General features: G+C 39.1%; 15 protein-coding genes. 9 read left to right on the forward strand and 6 right to left on the reverse strand.

Annotated elements, in window-relative coordinates:
- The first annotated feature begins 48 nt into the window (after positions 1-48).
- Positions 49-1,128 (forward strand): flavin monoamine oxidase family protein, encoded by a 1,080-nt coding sequence (locus tag ABX891_RS10835; RefSeq protein WP_354629473.1) that lies wholly within the window; start codon positions 49-51, stop codon positions 1,126-1,128.
- A 69-nt stretch (positions 1,129-1,197) separates the two neighbouring features.
- Here ABX891_RS10835 and ABX891_RS10840 read toward each other — a convergent pair whose 3' ends face one another.
- A complete protein-coding gene (locus ABX891_RS10840) occupies positions 1,198-2,235 on the reverse strand; it encodes an AI-2E family transporter (protein WP_354629474.1) in 1,038 nt (345 codons plus the stop codon).
- Between the two features lie 170 nt (positions 2,236-2,405).
- Here ABX891_RS10840 and ABX891_RS10845 point away from each other — a divergent pair, with 170 nt between their 5' ends.
- Positions 2,406-3,296, forward strand: coding sequence for a TIGR01777 family oxidoreductase (locus tag ABX891_RS10845; RefSeq protein WP_354629475.1), 891 nt, complete (start codon positions 2,406-2,408; stop codon positions 3,294-3,296).
- Positions 3,297-3,442: 146 nt separating this feature from the next.
- The gene (locus ABX891_RS10850) at positions 3,443-4,606 is read left to right on the forward strand and encodes a GGDEF domain-containing protein (protein ID WP_354629476.1); all 1,164 of its coding nucleotides are present in this window, start codon (positions 3,443-3,445) and stop codon (positions 4,604-4,606) included.
- A 134-nt stretch (positions 4,607-4,740) separates the two neighbouring features.
- On the opposite strand, the gene ABX891_RS10855 is transcribed toward ABX891_RS10850, so the two are convergent.
- Both ABX891_RS10855 and ABX891_RS10860 read right to left on the reverse strand, forming a co-directional pair.
- A complete protein-coding gene (locus tag ABX891_RS10855; RefSeq protein WP_354629477.1) occupies positions 4,741-7,293 on the reverse strand; it encodes a glycoside hydrolase family 3 protein in 2,553 nt (850 codons plus the stop codon).
- A complete protein-coding gene (locus ABX891_RS10860) occupies positions 7,293-8,567 on the reverse strand; it encodes a sugar MFS transporter (RefSeq protein WP_354629478.1) in 1,275 nt (424 codons plus the stop codon). The genes ABX891_RS10855 and ABX891_RS10860 overlap by 1 nt, the downstream gene beginning before the upstream one ends.
- A gap of 268 nt (positions 8,568-8,835) precedes the next feature.
- Between ABX891_RS10860 and ABX891_RS10865 the strand changes: the two genes are divergently transcribed.
- The 3 genes from ABX891_RS10865 (at position 8,836) to ABX891_RS10875 (ending at position 12,600) form a co-directional block, all read left to right on the forward strand.
- Positions 8,836-10,164 carry a GH1 family beta-glucosidase gene (locus ABX891_RS10865; protein WP_354629479.1) on the forward strand — a complete coding sequence of 443 codons (1,329 nt, stop codon included), beginning with the start codon at positions 8,836-8,838 and terminating at the stop codon, positions 10,162-10,164.
- Between the two features lie 46 nt (positions 10,165-10,210).
- Entirely contained in the window at positions 10,211-11,533 is a 1,323-nt protein-coding gene (locus ABX891_RS10870; protein ID WP_354629480.1) for a glycoside-pentoside-hexuronide (GPH):cation symporter, read from the forward strand.
- A 62-nt stretch (positions 11,534-11,595) separates the two neighbouring features.
- The gene (locus tag ABX891_RS10875; RefSeq protein WP_354629481.1) at positions 11,596-12,600 is read left to right on the forward strand and encodes a LacI family DNA-binding transcriptional regulator; all 1,005 of its coding nucleotides are present in this window, start codon (positions 11,596-11,598) and stop codon (positions 12,598-12,600) included.
- 63 nt (positions 12,601-12,663) lie between these two features.
- Here ABX891_RS10875 and ABX891_RS10880 read toward each other — a convergent pair whose 3' ends face one another.
- Positions 12,664-13,332, reverse strand: coding sequence for a DUF2987 domain-containing protein (locus ABX891_RS10880; protein ID WP_354629482.1), 669 nt, complete (start codon positions 13,330-13,332; stop codon positions 12,664-12,666).
- Entirely contained in the window at positions 13,325-14,131 is an 807-nt protein-coding gene (locus ABX891_RS10885; RefSeq protein WP_354629483.1) for a glucosaminidase domain-containing protein, read from the reverse strand. The genes ABX891_RS10880 and ABX891_RS10885 overlap by 8 nt, the downstream gene beginning before the upstream one ends.
- 248 nt (positions 14,132-14,379) lie before the next feature.
- On the opposite strand from ABX891_RS10885, the gene ABX891_RS10890 reads away from it, so the two are divergent.
- The gene (locus ABX891_RS10890; RefSeq protein ID WP_354629484.1) at positions 14,380-15,672 is read left to right on the forward strand and encodes an anti-phage deoxyguanosine triphosphatase; all 1,293 of its coding nucleotides are present in this window, start codon (positions 14,380-14,382) and stop codon (positions 15,670-15,672) included.
- Between the two features lie 104 nt (positions 15,673-15,776).
- Here ABX891_RS10890 and ABX891_RS10895 read toward each other — a convergent pair whose 3' ends face one another.
- Positions 15,777-17,933 carry a prolyl oligopeptidase family serine peptidase gene (locus ABX891_RS10895; RefSeq protein ID WP_165744357.1) on the reverse strand — a complete coding sequence of 719 codons (2,157 nt, stop codon included), beginning with the start codon at positions 17,931-17,933 and terminating at the stop codon, positions 15,777-15,779.
- A 163-nt stretch (positions 17,934-18,096) separates the two neighbouring features.
- Here ABX891_RS10895 and ABX891_RS10900 point away from each other — a divergent pair, with 163 nt between their 5' ends.
- Both ABX891_RS10900 and ABX891_RS10905 read left to right on the forward strand, forming a co-directional pair.
- A complete protein-coding gene (locus ABX891_RS10900; protein ID WP_165744358.1) occupies positions 18,097-18,411 on the forward strand; it encodes an Mpo1-like protein in 315 nt (104 codons plus the stop codon).
- Positions 18,412-19,079: 668 nt separating this feature from the next.
- On the forward strand, positions 19,080-21,650 hold the full coding sequence (locus ABX891_RS10905; protein ID WP_354629485.1) for a TonB-dependent receptor plug domain-containing protein: 2,571 nt from the start codon (positions 19,080-19,082) through the stop codon (positions 21,648-21,650).
- Positions 21,651-21,669: the final 19 nt, after the last annotated feature.

Here is a 21,669-nt window from a genome sequence, read left to right on the forward strand (position 1 = left end):
AAACAAACTACCTACTAGTAGATTGCTAAATAACTAATAGGTAAACAAATGACTAAACCAGTAATTATTATAGGTGGCGGACTTGCTGGTTTATACAGTGTGTATAAATTACAACTACTTAATATTGAGTACTTATTATTAGAAGCTAAATCGCAGTTAGGTGGCCGAATTTTTGCCGCGCAATCACAAATAAATAACGATATTAGTTTTGATTTGGGTCCTACGTGGATATTTCCCCACCAACCAAAAATTCAAGCGCTATTAAAGTCACTCAACTTAAGTATATTTGAGCAATACAATAAAGGAGATGTGTTATATCAAGCACCTAACTCAAAGCAACCTCAACAAATTGCAGGTGCTGGAGATATGCAACTATTTAGACTCAAACACGGCATGAATACCTTAATAACTGCCTTATATGAGCAACTTAATCCTGATTCAATATTATTAGAACACAATGTCACTGAGCTTAAAAAGAACGATAATAGCTGGCAAGTTACTGTTAATCACTTAGGCAATATAAAGCACTTTACTACTGGCAAATTAATTTCAGCAATTCCTCCTCGTATGGTTACAACGCATTTAACACCTGAACTATGGGCGACTCCAACACTCATAAACCGCCTCAATAGTGTACCTACATGGATGGCAGGACAAGCCAAATTTATAGCTACTTTTGAACATGCATTTTGGCGTGATAAAAACTTATCTGGGCAATGCTTTAGCCGCGTAGGCCCTATGGTCGAAATTCAAGATGCCAGTGCTGAGGATAGTAATTACGCCGCATTATTTGGCTTTATAGGTGTCCCCTACTTATCACGAAACCAAGTAACTCAAGAGCAATTAATTCAAGCCTGTGCCCAACAGCTCAGCTACTTTTATGGTAAGGATGCTGAAAAGGCAACCGGATACTTTATTAAAGACTGGGCAGAGGATAAATTTGTAGCTAATAGAGACGATCAAACTCAGCCTTCACAGCACCCAGAATTTGATTTTTCAAACTTGGAAGAGCAATTAAGTAACCTCAACATTCATTTTGTAGCGAGTGAGTTTGCAAAACAAGAAGCAGGATATTTAGAAGGCGCAATAAACGCTGTGGATGACGCTATTAAATCGTTTGTTAATTAATTGCCCTGTATTTATTGATAACTTAACCATCAAGGGCTTTAATTTTACAGCCCTTGATGGTTATAAATGTTAGTTATTTTTAGTAACGTCTTCACCACTGCCCATTAAAGTGGCAACCCACTTGCCCTCTGCACTGGCTTCTAGGGCTATTTTTACAATCATTGTTAATGGTACAGATAAAAGCATACCCACAGTACCTAATAACCAGCCCCAAAATATTAATGATAAAAACACCACTAACGTTGAAAGACCCAGCCCTTTACCCAAAAATTTAGGCTCTACAATATTACCCATTACCGTATTTATTGTTAAATATCCTGCAGCAACAAGTCCTGCCACTAACGGGCCTTGAGTAATAAGGGCAAGTAATATAGCTGGTACAGCCGCAATAATTGAACCTATATTTGGAATGTAATTGAACATAAATGCCAACACGCCCCAAAGCACAAAGTAGTCAACGTCTAAAATCCATAAATAAAACGCAGCAATAATACCCGTCCCTAAACTTACTAGCGTTTTAATTGCCAAGTATGAATTAATGGATTCTAAAAAGCGGTCAATTTGCTTCATTTTACTATCAGGGTCTTCAAGTGCCATATGTATTTTCTTGCTCAGCATTGGCCCTTCAAACAGCATAAAAACAACCGTTAAAATAATTAAAAACATGTTTGCCATTACGCCACCTAACCCAGTGAGCATATTAGTGGCCACATCAACCATTTTGCCAGGGTCGAACATATTGATTAACTGATCTTTATTGATCAATATGTTGTATTGAGATGCTAAATCGACCAGCCACACAAATTCTTCTTTAAGTTGTGTTTTATACTCAGGAAGCTGCTGAGAAAAATCGTTGATAGATTGCCCTACAAGCCCACTAAGGCTAACCCCTAAGCCAACTATAATCAGCACGACCAACATAACAGCAATGCCTTTAGGAATTTTGTAGCGCGCAAAAAACTTGATAAGCGGGTTACAAATAATGGCAATAAATGCCGCCAAAATAAACGGAATAATAATTACACTCGCGGCTTTTATTCCAGCGAGGACCACTACCAAGGAAGCAAAAACTATTAAGCTTTTATTTACTCCAGTTAAACTTGCCAATTTATTAATCCTTTTATTAACTATATCGTCCCAGTGTAAGGCAAAAGGTAATTAAATGAAATAATTACGAAGTGATCATAAAAGCCTGTTTTACGTATAAATTTGCAAAGCTGTTTGCTAGCGAGTATGTATTTTAATCACTTGCTTCTATTTTATTGTAAGGATGAATAATGCATATATTTATAACTGGCGCGACCGGATTAATTGGTAAGCACTTATGCCCTTTTTTACTTCATCATAATACTGTTACTGTACTTAGCCGCAATCCAACTAAAGCAAACGTATTATTAGGCCACAAAGTTAAAGCCGTAAGTGACATTCGTGATGTTGACTTTAACACTGTTGATATCGTTATTAATCTCGCTGGCGAGCCGATTGTAAATAAACGCTGGAGCGACAAACAAAAGCAAATAATACGAAACAGTCGTATTGATATTACACAGCAAATTAGTGAAGCAATTAAAGCCTGTAGTACTGCTCCGCATACCTTTATATCTGGCAGTGCAATTGGTTTTTATGGTCGACAAAATAGTAATCCTGTTGATGAAACTTTTGAAAGCCCACACGATGAATTTAGCCACCAGCTTTGTAAAGACTGGGAAAATGCAGCACTACTCGCCCAATCAGAACAAACCAGAGTATGCCTTTTGCGAACGGGTATTGTTTTAGCTAAAAAAGGAGGTGCACTTGGAAAAATGTTGCCTGCTTTTAAATTGTGTTTAGGCGGCCCGATTGGCAATGGCGAGCAAGGTATGTCGTGGATACACATAGACGATATGATTCAGCTAATACTCTTTATTATTAAACACCCAGAAATATCAGGCCCTGTTAACGCAACAGCACCCAACCCTGTAAGCAATGCTCAATTTAGTAAAAGCTTAGGCGAGGCGCTCTGTCGACCTGTATTTATCACTATGCCAACCCCAGTACTTAAACTATTAATGGGTGAAATGTCGGAATTACTAACAACGGGGCAATTTGTAGTCCCTAAAAAGGCACTCGTTCACAATTATCGTTTTCATCATCCTGATATAAAATCGGCTTTAGAGAGCTTGGTTTAGCGGGCGTTAATATTCGTTCAGTTAAAATCTTTTTCAAATTAGATACATGGGTAGATTACTACTTTTTACCCATATTGACCTTTAAACATTAATACATAATAATCAGCACGTTTTCCACGCCTATCTTTAATAAAAGAGAATCTTAAATGCTACACCTGCCTACAGTGATCAGTCTCTCTTTTATTCTTAACGTATTAATAGGCTTGTTTTTTTTATCCGTACATAACTTTAAAAAACAAACATCATTTTTATTATTTGGCCTAGCATGCATCACCTTTGCATTTGCCGAGCTACTTGCCTGTTTAAAGTTAATAATAGACGCGCCTTTTATTACACACTATTTGGCTGATATTTTTATATTACTAAGTCCATTTTTAATTATTGTTGGATTACATAAATATAAACACAGCAAACCATTAAACTTAGTGCCACTGTATTATTTGCTTGGCTTTACAGCGCTGACCTTACTGCCCATATATCCTTATTCAGCAGGGCAAATGCTAACAAGTTTTGTTATTTCGGGCCTATACCTCTACTCAGCTTACATTATTAAAAGTATGAGCTTTGTAGCAACGTTGCAGAAAAAAGCGCTTGTTGTGTGCTTTTTAATTCATACCCTTTTAATGCTCACACAAACAACATTACTCGCAATTCCTTACCTGGGTGCTAATTCAGCTAATTACCTTGAATCACTCCAGTTTATTTTAAGTAGCCATTTAATTTTAGCTACTTGCAGCGCACTTATATTGCCGTATCTGCTGGCTTCGAATACTGAACATACGCTTTCAAGCCTTGCTAATACCGACACGCTCAGTCAATTACTTAACCGCCGTGGCTTTTTTACAAAAAGCAGGGAAGCACTAAGTAATCCTAAAAACATAGATAAAAATGTATCTGTTATTTTGCTCGATATTGACTTTTTTAAACGTGTAAACGATCAATTTGGCCACGAAACGGGCGATCAGGCAATTAAATGGATATCTCAACATATTAAAGAGCAATTTTTAAATGTAGGTATTAGTGCCAGAATTGGCGGAGAAGAATTTGCCATTTTACTACCTGATTACACCCTTAGTGCAGCAAAAAGTGATGCTGAGCTATTAAGAAAGAATATAAGCACTCAAGCTTTTTATCATGAAAATCAGCATATAAAACTTTCCGTAAGCGCTGGGGTAAGTAATGCAATTAATGGGAATGCAACTATAAAAGAGCTGCTCGCTTATGCCGATAAACGCCTTTACTTAGCTAAAGAAACAGGCAGAGACAAAGTAGTAACCTTTGATGAAAAAAGCTTACTCACGAAAAGTTAATTGCTTTTAAGTGACTTATAAGCGCATTAAAAACAACTATATTTACACTACCATATTTTATCTAGCTAACATCTATCCATAAAAAAAGCCCTTCATTAGAAGGGCTTTGGTATAGACACAATAAAGTTAATAAACTACTTACAAGACAGCGTAGCCTCGCCCGCTTTATTTGGTACAAACTGAATATTAGCTACAGAAATTGATGCTTTACTATTGCTGTGTAAGCTAAATGGGCTTGTTAGGCTTGCAAAATTAACACCCTTATCAGCAAAACAACCTAAATCGATTGATACTGACTGCCATTTATTTTCAATAGTTTTATCCACTACGTTTGCTAAATCAATGCTTGCACCACACTCACCAGAACAAGTCATAGCAAGCGCTACATCGCTCGTTAGTGCTTCGTTTAATTTAATATCAAAGCTAATCACACCATTTGCTTCAACATAGGCAATAGTATCTTCTGCAAAGCTTGTTACTATTTCAGCACTGGCTTTTTCTGCACCGCTGAAATTAAATTGGCGCGCGTCTTCTTGTACTGTTTTGTCCTCAGTACGGTATTTAATTGCACCAAATCCATGAGTACTACTCGATACATCTAAAAGCTCATCGCCCGATTTTAACAATAAGCGCCATGGTGCTACAGGTGCACCAACAAGTATATCCATACTCGTAAGCCCTGAGTTATCAAGTTTAGAGTCTTCATCAAGGTCGTCAGCTAATACATTTTTATCGCCGTACGTTAAACCAAAACCATAAGGAAGTAATGGATCGTAATTTTCATCGCCTTTATTAACCGTAGTTTGTACCGCCGATTTAGGCCAAGAAAACGATAGCTTACCTTTAAAGTTATTTTGAATGGTGCCGTCTGCCGCTTTTAATAAAACATCAGCAATACCTGCACCTTCTGTACCAGGTAACCATGCAGCTACAAACGCATCAGATGCATTAAGTTCGCTGTTAACCCACATAGGGCGACCTGAAATAAACACAGATATAACAGGGATACCTTGCTCTTTTAGCGAACTTAAAAGTGCTAATGATTTTTTATTTCCGCGTTCAAACTCAAGGTTATCTTTATCGCCGTGCCCTTCTGCGTATGGTTCTTCACCAAATACAACAATGGCAACATCAGGACGTTGTTCAAACGTACCATCAGCACTTAAAGTAACACTTCCACCTGCTGCAGATATTTGTTCTTCAAGCCCTTTGTAAATTGACGTTGCTCCTGGGAAATCTGCATTTTTATTATTAGTCCCTTGCCACGTAATACTCCAACCACCCGACTGTTTGCCTATGTTATCGGCACCATCACCTGCAACAAGTACGCGTTGATTAGCTGAGATAGGTAATAGGTTATTTTTATTTTTAAGTAATACAAGCGATTCGCGCACAGCTTGGCGTGCTACTTCGCGATGCGCTTGCGCGCCAATAAGCTCTGTTTTACCCGAGTAAAGACGCTTAGCCGGACTTGGTTTATCAAATAACCCAGCGCGAAGTTTTACGCGTAAAATACGTGCAACCGCATCATCAATGCGGCTCATACTTATTTTACCTGCATTTACTTGTGCAATTGTATTTTCATATAGCGGCTTCCACGCGCCTGTTGGCACCATAAAAATATCAAGGCCAGCATTTACCGCTTCTGGGCAGCTTTCGTTAGTACAGCCTTTAATTTGACCATGGCCGTTCCAATCTCCCACTACAAAACCATCAAAACCCATACGTGTTTTTAATACATCTGTAAGTAAGTATTTATTGCCGTGATTTTTAACGCCATTCCAGCTATTAAAAGATGCCATAACAGATTGACTACCCGCCGACAAACCACCTACGTAACCTTGAGCATGAATATCAAATAGCGATTGCTCGCTGTCTATATTATTTCCCTGATCATCCCCATCAACGGTGCCGCCATCGCCAATAAAGTGCTTAACCGTGCTAATAACGCGCTTATCACTTAAAAAGTCGCCATCGGCTTTACCTTGCAATCCATTTACAATCGCTGCTGAGTAATCGTGAACAATTTTTGGATCTTCAGAATAGCCTTCGTACGTTCTGCCCCAACGGTCGTCTCGTACTACTGCTACAGTGGGTGCAAATACCCAATCTATCCCCGTAGCCATTACTTCTACTGCGGTAATAGACGCTATTTGCTCTATTAAATCTGGGTTATTAGCAGCGCCTAAACCAATATTATGTGGAAAAAGTGTCGCGCCAATTACGTTATTATGACCATGTACTGCATCGGTGCCCCACATAGTCGGAATTTTGCTGCCATCCACTGAGTCATCAATAGACGCTTGATACATTTTTTCTGCAAGTGCAACCCAATCCTCTGGCGTTGCATGCTTATCGCCATTAGGAAAAGCACCACCGCCATTAAGGTAAGAGCCAAAACCATATTTGCGCATGTCTTCAACGGTAATATCACGAATTTCTGGTTGAATCATTTGCGCTACTTTTTGCTCAAGCGTCATATTTTCTAAAAACGTGAGAATTTGAGCTTCAATAGCAGGGTCTTTTTTCACTGCAATTGAAAGCTTTGGCCAAATTTTCTCAAGCTTAGATTGCGCTTCAACATTTACTTTTTCAACATTGCTTTCGTTAGTACATCCGCTTAGCGCAGTAACACTTCCTACTAACGTTGCAATTGCTAATGCATTAAGTTTAAAAGTCGTTTTCATTATGATGGCTCCTTCACTAATACTGGTTTGCTGCCTCGTAGGCCGTAAAAAACAATAAATATGTAACATAAAATAGGTAAAAAATACGAAAGTTGAACACCCACACTATCAGCAAGCGCACCTTGTAAAAGTGGCACTATTGCACCACCTACAATCGCCAAACACAAAATACCAGAGCCTTGAGCTGTATGCTTACCAAGTCCATTTAACGCTAAACTAAAAATAGTTGGGAACATAATAGAATTGAATAAACCAACCAATAGGATTGACCACATTGCTAATTGCCCCGACGTGCTCATGGCAATAATGACTAAAATAATAGCCATGGTTGCGTTAAAGCCAAGTACTTTACCAGCGGGTAGTTTTTGCATTACAGCAGCACCAATAAAACGCCCAACCATAGCACCACCAAAATAATAAGTGATGTAATGAGCTGCAACATTCTCTTTTAGCCCTGCTATATTTTCTTGTGCTAAAAAGCTTACTAAAAAGCTACCAATTGCCACTTCGGCGCCTACATACATAAATATACCCACAGCTCCTAATACAAGATGGCGATACTGCCAAGCACTGCCTTCAATTGCATCTGAGTTTTCGGCTTCTGCTTTTTGCTCGCTCATAAAGTCAGGTAATTTAAGCCAAGCAAAAATACCGGCTAGTAAAATAAGCATTGCAGCTAAAAGGAGGTAAGGAAGTTGAACTGACTCTGCATTTTGAGCAGGTGTTAAAAAGGCATCCGACGCTGAGTCTAGAATTAACAAAGCACCAAATGATGGCGCAACAGTGGTGCCTAATGCATTAAAAGCTTGGGTAAGCGTAAGTCGAGACGACGCAGTTTTTGGTGAACCCAACAAACTTACATAAGGATTAGCAGATACTTGCAATAACGTTATGCCGCTGGCAAGTACAAATAAAGCGAATAAAAATACAGGATAACTATGTAAAGACGCTGCTGGGTAAAATAATATACACCCGACCGCTGCAATTAATAATCCAATCACAATGCCTTTTTTATAGCCCACCTTTTTAACTATATAACCACTTGGAAGTGACATTAAAAAGTAAGCGCCAAAAAAGCAAAACTGAACCAACATGGCTTGTACATACGTTAGGTTAAATACGGCTTTTAAGTGTGGGATTAAAATATCATTTAAGCAGGTTATAAATCCCCACATAAAAAATAATGTTGTTAAAGAAGTTAATGCAAAACTGTAATTTTTATCCTGATAGTTTTGCGACTGTGCGTGTGATGTCACTGGTGCTGAACTTGCCATGTGTTCTCCGTATTTTATTATTATAAATCTATTCTTAAGCTGCTCTGCTTTAGTTTTCAGCTGTCTTTAAACCATCCAGAAGCATTAAAGAGTTGACCTAAGAATTAATAAACACTAACCTTAAATGTAAGCGCTTTCATATGCAATTAAATACGAACAAGCTGTATATTTCAACACTTTTTATTTTTTGTACCACGCATACAGCATTAATTAAGCAAAAACACAGAGCTTATTTCTCTGTAAATGACTAACAAAAGGTTTGTTATTAATGACAAAATTATCACTACCACCCCATTCACCGCTTTTATCTAAAAACTTTGTATACGGTGTGGCCACGGCTTCTTTTCAAATAGAAGGCGGATCACAAGATCGTCTCCCATGTATTTGGGACACTTTTTGCGATACGCCCAATAAAATAGTCGATAGCTCAGACGGTCATACCGCGTGCGATCACTATAACCTTTGGCGTGATGATATAGACCTTATTGAGTCACTTGGCGTAGATGCTTACAGGCTTTCTATTTCATGGCCGCGTGTGATGACCCAAGAAGGAAAGTTAAATCCTGTAGGCGTGAAGTTTTATACTGATATTTTAGATGAGCTAAAACGTCGCAATATTAAAGCCTTTGTTACTTTGTACCACTGGGATTTACCGCAACACCTTGAAGATGAAGGCGGTTGGCTTAACAGACACACAGCTTACGCTTTTGAACATTACGTAAATTTAATTACCAAAGCCTTTGGCGATCGCGTTCACTCTTATGCCACACTGAATGAACCATTTTGTAGTGCGTTTTTAGGTTACGAAATTGGTATTCATGCCCCAGGTAAAGTGGGTAAAGAATATGGCCGTAAAGCAGCGCACCATTTATTATTAGCCCACGGACTCGCTATGAGCGTATTAAAGCAAAACTCGCCTAATACATTAAATGGCATAGTGCTTAACTTTACGCCGTGTTATAGCCTTACTCAAAGTGATGAAGACTTAAAAGCCACTACATTTGCAGACGACTATCTTAATCAGTGGTATATAAAACCAATAATTGATGCCCAATATCCTGATATAATTAATCAATTACCATTAAACCATCAGCCTGAGATTCTTGAGGGCGATATGGAACTAATTTCTCAATCTATTGATTACTTAGGTATTAATTTTTATACCCGCCAAGTTTATAAAGCGCACCCTGCTGACATTTATGAGCCTATTGCACCTACGGGCCCGCTAACTGATATGGGGTGGGAAATTTACCCGCAATCGTTCACTGACTTGCTCGTATCGCTCAATAAAACATACACCTTACCGCCTATTTATATAACCGAAAATGGTGCAGCAATGCCCGATACGTATAATAATGGTGAAGTTAACGACTTAGACCGTTTAAGTTATTATAATACTCATTTAAACGCGGTTCATAATGCAATTGAACAAGGTGTTGTTATACATGGCTACTTTGCTTGGAGCCTAATGGATAACTTTGAATGGGCAGAAGGCTATTTAAAACGTTTTGGTATTGTGTATGTAGATTATAAAACCCAGCAACGCACTATTAAAAACAGTGGCTTAGCTTATAAAGAACTCATCTCTAAAAGATAAGAGCATACCCATAACTAAAAACAAGTATAAAGCGGGATAAATAATCATGGTCAGTGTAAAAGAAAAAATAGCGTATGGCTTAGGCGACACAGCCAGTAATATTATTTTTCAAACAGTTATGATGTTTTTAATGCTGTACTACACAGACGTAGTGGGTTTATCACCCGCTGTTGTCGGTACTATGTTTTTAGCAGTACGTATTTTTGATGCCGTAACCGACCCATTAATGGGCAACCTTGCTGACAAAACACATACTCGCTGGGGGCACTTTCGCCCCTACCTACTTTGGCTTTCGCTTCCTTTTGCCATTATTAGTATTTTAGCGTTTACTACGCCTGATTTAGAAGGCACCGATAAAATAATTTACGCCTTTACTACTTACACACTACTTATGGTGGCTTACACCGCCATCAATATTCCTTATTGTGCATTGGGCGGTGTACTTACAAGCGACGTAAAAGAGCGCGTGACTATTCAGTCTTACCGGTTTGTATTTGGTATGTTAGGCGGCGTAATAGTAGCGGGTTGTACTATGCCAATGGTTGAGTACTTTGGCCAAGGCGATGCAGCTAAGGGCTATCAATACACCATGACTGCAATGAGCATTTTAGGCTTTGTACTTTTTTTACTTTGTTTTTTAGGCACAAAAGAACGTATACAACAGCCAAAAGAGCAAAACATTCCTTTTGCCCAAAGTGTTAAAGCATTAATTAAAAACGATCAATGGCGAACACTTTGCTTAGCTGCGTTTTTTTTACTTACCGGTCAAGTATTAAGGCTTACGCTTGCTGTTTACTACGTAAAATACTATTTAGGTCGAGACGATTTAATCACCCTCTTTATGACTCTAGGCGTTGCAGCAAGCATGCTAGGGTGTGCTTTAGCTCAACCGCTTGCAAAGCGCTTTTGTAAAATAAAAGCCTATATAAGCTTACAAGTTATTGCTGCCGCTATTTGCGGATTTAGCTACTTTATTAGTGAAGATCAATTAGTACTCGCATTTACTGCCTTTATTTTATGGAAATTCTTTTTAGATATGGCAACCCCGTTGTTGTGGGCAAAAATGGCCGACACCATAGATTATGGGCATGAAAAAACAGGTGTACGCATTACGGGTTTGGTTTATTCAGGCGTCATATTTTTTATTAAAATGGGCGTGGCTGTAGGCGGCGCGATTGCAGGCTGGTTGTTATCTTTTTACAGTTATCAGGCCGATGCAGTACAAACTCTTGATACCCAACACGGTATTTTACTGTCATTCACTGTACTACCTGCTTTTGGCTCATTATTTGTTGCCTACATAATGAAAAAATATACACTGACTAATCAGGTTGTTGAAAATATTCAATCTAAACTAACAGCTAGTTAAGATATATACTCTAAGGTATTATTTAGCCGAAGTAGTTAAGGATAAGCGAGTGAACAAATAACATGGCAACAATTTATCAAGTCTCAGAGCTTGCGGGCGTATCGTTAGCCACCGTTTCTCGCGTGATGAACAAAAATACCCGTGTAAGCGATAAAACTAAACAAAAAGTGCTTGATGCCATGGAGCAGCTTGGCTACAAGCCTAACTCAATAGCGCAATCTTTAGCCTCTAACTGTACTAACAGTGTCGGTATTTTAGTATCTGAGTTACATGGTCCTTTCTTTGCCCAAATGATGGCAGGTATTGAGTCGGAGCTTCGAGCTGCGGGTAAACACGTTATTATTACCACCGGCCACAGTGAAGAAGACAAAGAACAAGAAGGCATTGAGTTTTTAATTAGCAGACGCTGCGATGCTATTATTTTGCACGTAGAAGCCGTTTCAGACGACTACCTAATAAAACTAAGTAAAGGCTCTACGCCCGTTTATTTAATGAGCCGTTACGTAGAGCAATTAAAAGATAACTGTATCAGCCTAGATAACCAATTAGGTGGCTACCTAGCCACTAAATCGATATTAAATCACGGCCATACACAAATAGCGTACATTGCAGGCCCGCAGTTTAAAGCCGATGCTTTTAACCGCTTAGAGGGTCATAAACAAGCACTCGCAGAGGCTGGTATTAAATTTGATCCTGCGCTTTATTATATTGGCGACTTTAACGAAACCGGTGGTAGTAAAGGCTTAAAACATTTTATTGATGAAAAGCTCAGCTTTACTGCACTAGTGTGCGCCAATGACGAAATGGCGTCTGGTGCTATGAAATATGCTCGAGAGCACGGTTATAATTTACCAAACGATTTATCGATTGTTGGATTTGATAACGTTATTTTTGCAAACTATCTGTACCCTACACTCACGACGATTGATAATCCGATCGGAAAAATGGGCGAAATGGCTGCTAAATTAGTGCTTAAAGATGTCTATCAAAATAAAAATCTTGTTATAAATCGCTTTTTTGAACCTACTTTAATGCAGCGCGATTCATCGGCACCACTTATTAAATAAAGACTAAAAGCGAATACTAATTTTGGTACAAAAAAGCGGCTAAATCCCGCTTTTGTATGTGAGCTACTTAACAATCCAAGGCGTTACTTTAATAACCTGCGATATATCGCCAAGTGATGCGGTATCATCTTCCCAGTTATCTTCAACTGCAAAATAACACACAGACTTTTCACACATTATGCTCTTATCATCAAATTGCATTGGGCTTTTAAATGTAACCGCCACGCCCTTTTGCTCTGGTAATAAAAACCACATTAATTTACTCACAAAAAAGCCCGACAAATCAGTTAACAGCTCATCAAGTTCTTCGTTAATGGTATATAACGACTGCTTTGAAAACGTTAAATCTTCAAGTTCGTTTGCTTCTATTTGAAGTTTTAATTGGCAATCATGATCTGGGTTTTGTGGTTGAATAACAATCACCGCTTTATCGCTATCAAGTTGCTTATCGAACGGTAATAGTAGCTGTGCTTTATCGGTAAAGTTAAGTGGGTACTCGTTTTTTTCAGTTAAAATAGTACCGTTTTTAATGGCACATGCTTCGTTAGTTGCTATATCACTTATATAAAAGTTAACTCGCGCATATTGAAAATCGCCTTTGTTAACAACTTTTAATCGGTCATAAAAGCCGTCATACGACATCACAAACTCTCTGGCATTAACATTAAATGCACTCATGCCCAGCAGCACTAACGCAATGGCGTTAGTACAATTTAAAATCCGTTTATTCATCAAAGTAGGCTCTATTTTGGTTAATCATGGTGTTTAACTCTTCTATATACGCTTCACCGCGCTCAGAGTAAGACATTAAACCTTGTGTAAGTTCAGTCGCTAAAATTGGCTTTTGCTCAAGACGTAAGTTTTCACGTATTGCGCGCAAATCTTTATAAGCCGGGTGCGTATTTATATTTTTAAAGTAAGAATTTATAGCTGCTCTTACCGATTTAAACGCAGCAACTTCATGTGCAGCCCCGGTATTACGGCGTTTTGGCACCATGCCACAACCTTTTGTGTAACACCACTGACCAAAAAAGTTAAGGCCAATACGTGCAAAACGTGATGTGCCCCACGCAGATTCATTTGCAGCTTGCATAAGCGCTAATTCTTTAGGAATTATATCAACACGGCGTAGTGCTTGCGTAAGTATAAGCGTATCAATCGTGGCGGGTAAGCCGTACGACTTTAATATTGCTGCAACATCTTTACTTTGCTTTTTTTCTAAAGGTAATTCGTTTTGTAACATCATGCGTGCTATTTCGAGCTTAGCGCGCTGCTGTAATATTTTTTTATTTTCGGCTTCAACGTGCGGACGAATAAAGCTAAAAAATGCATGTTTTTTTTCTTTAACATCACTAAATTCTGAAAACTTTGGCAGTTCTACATTATGTAATGGTTTTTCTTTTTTCTTCACTTTTTTTGGTTGTTCTGATGTTTGTTCATCTAGTTCAACATCATCATTTTGTATAAACGGATATGCAAGCGCCCATACAAAAAACACGGTTAGTAAAAGCTTAAAAATCGTTTTTAACATGTATTCTCTCTTTGAAACAACAACTATGCATGGTTAATACACAAGCATACGAAGGCGCATTATACCTAAGCCACTTTATAAACGCGAATAACTGGGGTTTGATGACCTTTTACGGTTGAATTTTCAGCAATGTATTTGGGTTTTAGATAAAACAGAGCCTATGTAATGCATTTGTTCATTCGCAATTTATAAGTCCATGGGTATACTGAGCAAAGTTTAATAATATTAACTATGTGTGAGTAAGCAGTATGGATAAACAATGGCAAAGCCGAATAATAGAGCAATATAAACATCGTCCTAACGATAACCGCTCGCCATGGCAGGTCGACCGTTCGCGTATTATTCATGCCGCAGCATTTAGGCGTTTGCAAGCTAAAACCCAAATTATGGGTATTGGCCTAAACGACTTTTACCGCACTCGCCTTACCCACTCTTTAGAAGTATCGCAAATTGGTACCGGCATATTGCGCCATTTAAAAGCGCAACATAGCGACTTTACGCACTTTCCATCAACTGGACTGCTCGAAACACTGTGTTTAGCGCACGATATTGGCCATCCACCCTTCGGCCACGGTGGCGAAATAGCGCTAAATTACATGATGCGCGATCACGGTGGTTTTGAAGGTAACGCACAAACACTGCGCATAGTTGCAAAACTTGAGCCCTACAGTAATGGCCACGGCATGAACCTAACTCGTCGTACTTTATTAGGTTTTATAAAATACCCCGCGTTTATTAATACGCTTTGGCATACCATTCCCGATGCCACAACCGGTCGTGCATTTATTAAAGCTGATGATTGGCGACCTGCCAAAGGGTTGTACAACGACGATGCAGCCATATTCAATTGGATAGTAGAACCACTGAGTCAAAACGATAAAACGTTGCTGGGTAACCATGCCGCTATTGATAAGTACCGCGCTAAAACAACGTATAAATCGCTCGATAGCGCAATAATGGAACATGCCGACGATATAGCATACGCCGTACACGACTTAGAAGATGCCATTGCAACCCATGTACTTACGCTAGACGATTGGCAAACTCATGCTCTACCTCATTTAAAAGCACTAAATTTTGACTGGTTAAACACCATGCTTGAGTCGCTGACCCAGCGCTTGTTTTCAAAAAATGATTATGAGCGAAAAGATGCCATAGGTGAGCTGGTTAATACCTTTATTATTCATATACATTTAGATATACAAAACGATGACTTTGAATGCCCTATTTTAAAGTACACCGCTAAATTAGATGCCCAATACGACAGTGTATTGCAAATACTTAAGCATTTTGTGTTTCAACGTTTAATACGCGACCCCGAAATGCAGCAAATAGAATTCAAAGGTCAAAACTTACTAATAGAGTTATTTACCGCGTTTGCTAGCGATCCGCTGCGTTTATTGCCCGAAACAACACAAGCACAATACATCGAAGCGCAAAAGCAAAACCAAGGTATGCGTATAATTTGCGATTATTTGAGCGGAATGACCGACGAATACGCTTATAAAACGTATCAACGATTGTTTTCACCTATGCAGTAGCTGAATGCTAACTGCTAACTGCTAACATTAAAAAGGCCGAGTAAATCAAATTTACTCGGCCTTTTTGCTCAGCTATTAAAGTTAGCTATTTAGTTAAAGCGCTTTTATAACGACTCTACGCCCATGTTGTATAACGTAAAACCAAATATATCAGCGTACTGCTCAATTGTTTTACTCGTTGGAGTACCTGCACCATGCCCCGCATTGGTTTCTATGCGAATAAGCGTTGGGTTATTACCTGTTTGCTTTGCTTGAAGCTCAGCGGCAAACTTAAACGAATGCGAAGGAACAACGCGGTCATCATGATCGCCGGTTGTAATCATAGTCGCTGGATACTCAACACCTGCTTTTACATTATGAAGTGGTGAATAACCTTTTATGTATTCAAACATTTCTTTGCTTTGCTCACTGGTGCCGTAGTCGTATGCCCAACCAGCACCCGCAGTAAATGTATGGTAGCGCAGCATATCAAGTACACCTACAGCAGGTAGAGCCACCTGAAATAAGTCTGGGCGCTGAGTCATTACTGCGCCAACTAACAAACCACCATTAGATCCACCGCGAAGTGCTAAACGCTTTTTAGACGTGTACTTTTTATCTTTTAAATACTCAGCAGCCGCAATAAAGTCGTCAAACACATTTTGCTTTTGCAATTTAGTGCCGGCATTGTGCCAGTCTTTACCGTACTCACCACCACCGCGAATATTAGCAACGGCGTACACACCACCTTGCTCAAGCCATACTGCATTAACCGGGCTAAAGCTTGGCGTTAAACTAATATTAAAACCACCGTAACCGTATAAAATAGTAGGGTTTGAACCATCAAGCTTAATGCCTGTTTTATAGGTAATTACCATCGGTATTTTAGTGCCGTCTTTTGATGTGTAAAACACTTGCTCAGACGTGTAATCATCACTATTAAAATCAATAGCCGACTTACGATAAACACCCGATTCACCCGTAGTTACATCAAACGTATAAGTAGTACCTGGTGTTTTGTAGTTAGTGAACGAATAATAAAGCGTTGTTTGATCTTTTTTACCGCTAAAACCACGTGCAGTACCCACGCCTGGCAATGTAATTTCACGAATTAACTCACCTTTTTTGTTGTACTGTTTTACCTGCGAAATCGCATCAACCATGTAGTTGGCAAAAAAGGTATCGCCACCTTTTGTAAGATTTAGTACGTTTTTGGTTTCTGGAATTAAATCAACCCAATTTTCAGGGCTTGGGTTACTTGCATCAACCGTCACTACTTTCTTGTTTGGTGCATTAAGGTTAGTAACTAAAAACAGCATGCTGCCTTCGTTATCAATAACCGATGTATCTGAATCAGTATTTCCAACAACCGTTACAAACTCACTGTTTTCTTTTGTTAAATCTTTAATAAACAGCTTATTGCCTGACGTAGACGTACTTGCCGAAATAAGTAGGTAGCGGCCGTCATGAGTTACATCCGCGCCTACATAGCGATGTTTTTGCTCATCAGTTTCACCAAATACAACACTATCAGCAGATTGTGCAGTACCTAGCTTATGGTAATACGCTTTATGCTGATCTGTTTTAGCCGAAAGCTCACTGCCTTTAGGTTTTTCGTAACTTGAATAATAAAAACCTTCGTTGCCTAACCAATCAATGCCACTAAATTTAACGTCAACAAGCGCTTCTTCAACTTGCTCTTTAGTATGTGCATCAATAACTATAATTTTACGCCAATCGCTACCACCTTCAGATATTTGATACGCGAGCAATGAGCCATCTTTTGAAAACGATAAACCCGACATAGACGTCGTACCATCGTCACTAAACTTGTTTGGATCTAAAAATACTTCTACGTCGCCGCCATCTTTACTGCGATACAAAACATATTGATTTTGCAGGCCATCGTTTTTATAAAAATAGGTGTAATCGCCTTCAGTAAAAGGAGGACCTATTTTTTCGTAGTTCATTAGTTTTTCAAGGCGCTGCTTTAACTTATCGCGATAAGGTATTTGTTCTAAATAAGAAAACGTTAAATTGTTTTGCGTTTTAACCCAATCGGCAGTTTCATCGCTCATATCATCTTCAAGCCAACGATATGGGTCGCTAACGGCTTCTTCAAAGTAGGTATCTACGACATCGCCTTTTTTTGTTTCTGGGTATATAACTGCGTTAACTTGCTTCATAGGTGCTTTTACTTCTTCTTGAGTTACCGTATTAGTTGGCTCTGAACAGCCGCTAAGCGCTACAATTACAGCACATGCTAGAGTGTGTTTAAACATCCTGAGTTCCATTCTTATTTATTAATAGTGCGACTAAGTTATTAACTTTTAGCCCTTTTGTCTATTTAGATGCGTTAAGCGTCATTTATCGCTGTAAACAAATGTAAACTTACGCTTTAATAGCACGACCCTCATAAAATAAAAAACAATAAAAGAGCACACAATGCAAAGTACAAACCCCACATTTAAAAGCTTTAAAGCCTTCTATCCTTATTATTTAAAAGAGCACCGCAACGTGACTTGCCGTCGCTTACATTTTGTAGGAAGTACACTTGTTCTTGCTGTAATCGCAATAGCATTATTAAAACAACACTACAGTTTATTGTGGCTATTACCTGTTATTGGATATGGGTTTGCGTGGATCGGGCATTTCTTTTTTGAAAAAAACCGCCCAGCTACTTTTAAACACCCTTTTTACAGTTTGTGGGGAGATTGGGTAATATTTAAAGATATGCTTATTGGAAAAATTAAATTTTAACACTATTTTTAGCACTCTTTTTTATACCAATTACTTATAAAAACAAAATTGCTTCATGCTTTAAAGTATAGGTTCGATTAAGTAGTACATAATTTATAAACCACTCGTCAAATGTTAATTTAGTTAACATTTAATGGGTGTATTTTTATTTTATATTTTTAAAAATATTTATAGCTCAACAGTTGTTTATTGCCAGCCCAATAAAAATGGCTTCTTACTTGTAATTAGTCATACCCGCCAAGCTCATCTTACCAGTTAATTAAATGTTAAACTTAATTTTTAAATATAATTCATTATCCATCAATTACTTAGCAATTACCTTCCTATATAACTAAAACAATGGCGATTATAAAAAACAATCAAATGTAATTATAAAAACACCTAAATTAATTGAATGTTATTCAATTGACTGGCTTTGTTAATTAAGTATATGTTCAAGGTAACAAAAAAGTTTATACCAATCCGCTTAATTAAGTGATCTATTTTGAGGACGGAAAAACGTGTTGATAGCTAGGCAAAAAATTCGCTATTTAGTTGCTCTAAATGAGAATTTTTTAACGCAGGTAACGGCACGTTTAGCCCCTAAAAATGATTAAGTATTATTGCGGGTTGGTATTAATCTTTTTGTACAAAAATAAAATAATTCAATGGGTATGGGGAAATACAGCATGAATAGAAAACCGTTATTTAAATTACAGCAATCAGTACCACAAATATTACTCGCAATGAGCGCATCAGCTGCACTAGTTGGTTCGCTCTCAGTAAATGCTGTAGAGCAAGAAACCAAAGCAGAAGAAAACATCGAACAAATAAGCGTAATTGGCTCTCGCCGATTAGGCCGTACAGTAGAAGACAGCGCAGTACCCATCGATATAATTGGTGCAGATGCACTTAAAAATTCAGGCTTTACTGAAACGAATGCCCTGCTCAGCAGTTTATTACCTAGCTTTAACTTTCCGCAAGCATCACTTACTGATGGCAGCGACCATGTTCGCCCTGCTCAACTTCGTGGTTTAGCACCTGATCACACTTTAGTGCTTGTTAATGGTAAGCGTCGCCATAGCAATGCATTACTTAACTTAAATGGCTCAACGGGTCGTGGTTCATCATCAGTTGATTTAAATGCTATTCCAGCAAATGCTATCGACCGCATTGAAGTATTACGTGATGGTGCAGCAGCCCAATATGGCTCTGATGCTATAGCCGGTGTTATTAATATTGTGCTTAAAAGTGCCAGCAGCGGTGGCTCAGTGGCGGCTATATATGGTGCTAACGTAACCGAAATGGACGGTGTACCACAGCTTGAGTCTGTATCTGAAGGCAGTGATGGTAATTTAGCCTTTACCGAAGGGGGCGATCGCTCTTTAACAGACGGCCAAACACTAACGCTGCAAGGTAATATGGGTTTTGAACTTGGCGATAATGGCTTTTTAAACATTTCAACAGAATACCGCGACCGCCATTCAACTAACCGCTCTGACTACGATAACCGTGAAAACTACGCACGATTAGATGATGGCTCTCTCGACCCACGTGAACTTACCGTAAATCGATATAACCATAACTTTGGTAATGGCGATGTAGAAGACTTTTCAGTGTTTTATAACGCGGGGTATCAATTAACAAACGAAGTAGATTTATATTCGTTTGGCTCTTACAGCAAACGCGAAGGCGAAGGCGGCGGTTTTTATCGCCGTGCAAGCGATAGCCGTAATATAGAAGAAGTTTATCCTGATGGCTTTTTGCCTGTTATCACCTCAGACATAGATGACTTTTCACTGGCACTTGGCGCTAAAGGTTTTGTAAGTGAATGGAATTACGATGTATCGGCCGTATATGGTCAAGATGCATTTGAGTTTGGTGTAATAAATAGCTTGAATACCTCATACGGCCCGACTAGCCAAACAAGCTTTGATGCAGGAACACTTACCTACGATCAACTTACTTTAAACGTTGATTTTAGCCGCGAAGTAGACGTCAGCTTTTTAGAAAGCTCGGTAAGTGTAGCTGTAGGTGCTGAGTATCGCCGCGAAGGATACCAAATAGATGCAGGCGAAGAAGCTTCATATGCACAAGGGTCATTTGGCCCAGGCGGCGAAGTAACCGACCCAGTTGATGGCCCATTTGGCGCAGCGGGCGCACAAGTATTCCCAGGGTTTACACCCGAGTCTGAGGGCGACAATAGCCGCCATAACGTGAGCTTGTATATAGACCTTGAAACCTACCTAACCGACGATTGGAATTTAGCGGTTGCCGCCCGTTATGAAGATTACTCAGACTTTGGCGATACACTTAACGGTAAAGTTGCGACTCGTTATTCATTAACTGAAGACTTAGCGCTGCGCGCCTCTGTATCAACTGGCTTTAGAGCACCCTCTTTGCAGCAACAATACTTTACCTCAGTGGCCACTGTATTTGTTGATGGCGAACCAACCGAAACAGGTACGTTCGCACCAAGCAGCGATGTAGCAAAAGCACTGGGCTCACCTGGTCTTGATGCTGAAGAAGCTACTAACTACGGCGTTGGTTTTACATGGTCTACCGACTTTAATTTCAGCTTATCGGTTGATTACTACCAAATATTAATTGATGACCGCATTGTGTTATCAAACAACTTATCGGGCGATGCTATTGCCGATTTACTTCAAGGCACAGGCGCTAACCAAGGTCGTTTCTTCTTAAATGCAATTGACAGCAAAACCCGTGGTGTTGATGTGGTTGCCTCATATAATGTAGCAACTGATGGTTACGGCGATTTAGCCTTTAACCTAGGTTATAACTACGGCAAAAATGAAGTAACAAATATTATCGACCCACCAGCAGAGCTACAAGGTGCAGGGTTTGATCAAGACAACTTGTTCTCAGGCACTGAGCTGCGTCGTTTTGAAGTAAGCACACCGCGTAATAAGTACAACTTAAGCGCAACATGGACAAACGACGACATACGTACAACGCTTAGAACAACGCGTTACGGTGAAACTCAAGACCCTTCAGATATCCCAGAACGTAACGAAGTGCTTAAGCCTAAATGGATAACCGACTTAGATGTAGCCTACTCGCTTAGTGAAAACGTATCGCTGAGCTTAGGTGCTAATAACATTTTTGATGTTTACCCAGATGCAACCCGTGAAAATGTTGACGATGTAACCACCTTCTCACGTTTATTTGCTTACTCTAGCTTCTCGCCGTATGGATTTAACGGACGCTACGTGTACGGTAAAATAGAAATGAAGTTCTAAAAAGCACAGCTTAAAGTAA

It is taken from the genome of Pseudoalteromonas sp. NCIMB 1079, from assembly GCF_040567695.1.
GTDB classification, from domain to species: Bacteria; Pseudomonadota; Gammaproteobacteria; order Enterobacterales; family Alteromonadaceae; genus Pseudoalteromonas; species Pseudoalteromonas distincta.

What these genes read in the sequence shown, in the direction of transcription:
- ABX891_RS10835 (WP_354629473.1), top strand. Translation starts at nt 49, where the DNA reads ATGACTAAACCAGTAATTATTATAGGTGGCGGACTTGCTGGTTTATAC.
- ABX891_RS10845 (WP_354629475.1), top strand. Translation starts at nt 2,406, where the DNA reads ATGCATATATTTATAACTGGCGCGACCGGATTAATTGGTAAGCACTTA.
- ABX891_RS10850 (WP_354629476.1), top strand. Translation starts at nt 3,443, where the DNA reads ATGCTACACCTGCCTACAGTGATCAGTCTCTCTTTTATTCTTAACGTA.
- ABX891_RS10855 (WP_354629477.1), bottom strand. Translation starts at nt 7,293, where the DNA reads ATGAAAACGACTTTTAAACTTAATGCATTAGCAATTGCAACGTTAGTA.
- ABX891_RS10860 (WP_354629478.1), bottom strand. Translation starts at nt 8,567, where the DNA reads ATGGCAAGTTCAGCACCAGTGACATCACACGCACAGTCGCAAAACTAT.
- ABX891_RS10865 (WP_354629479.1), top strand. Translation starts at nt 8,836, where the DNA reads ATGACAAAATTATCACTACCACCCCATTCACCGCTTTTATCTAAAAAC.
- ABX891_RS10870 (WP_354629480.1), top strand. Translation starts at nt 10,211, where the DNA reads ATGGTCAGTGTAAAAGAAAAAATAGCGTATGGCTTAGGCGACACAGCC.
- ABX891_RS10875 (WP_354629481.1), top strand. Translation starts at nt 11,596, where the DNA reads ATGGCAACAATTTATCAAGTCTCAGAGCTTGCGGGCGTATCGTTAGCC.
- ABX891_RS10880 (WP_354629482.1), bottom strand. Translation starts at nt 13,332, where the DNA reads ATGAATAAACGGATTTTAAATTGTACTAACGCCATTGCGTTAGTGCTG.
- ABX891_RS10885 (WP_354629483.1), bottom strand. Translation starts at nt 14,131, where the DNA reads ATGTTAAAAACGATTTTTAAGCTTTTACTAACCGTGTTTTTTGTATGG.
- ABX891_RS10890 (WP_354629484.1), top strand. Translation starts at nt 14,380, where the DNA reads ATGGATAAACAATGGCAAAGCCGAATAATAGAGCAATATAAACATCGT.
- ABX891_RS10895 (WP_165744357.1), bottom strand. Translation starts at nt 17,933, where the DNA reads ATGTTTAAACACACTCTAGCATGTGCTGTAATTGTAGCGCTTAGCGGC.
- ABX891_RS10900 (WP_165744358.1), top strand. Translation starts at nt 18,097, where the DNA reads ATGCAAAGTACAAACCCCACATTTAAAAGCTTTAAAGCCTTCTATCCT.
- ABX891_RS10905 (WP_354629485.1), top strand. Translation starts at nt 19,080, where the DNA reads ATGAATAGAAAACCGTTATTTAAATTACAGCAATCAGTACCACAAATA.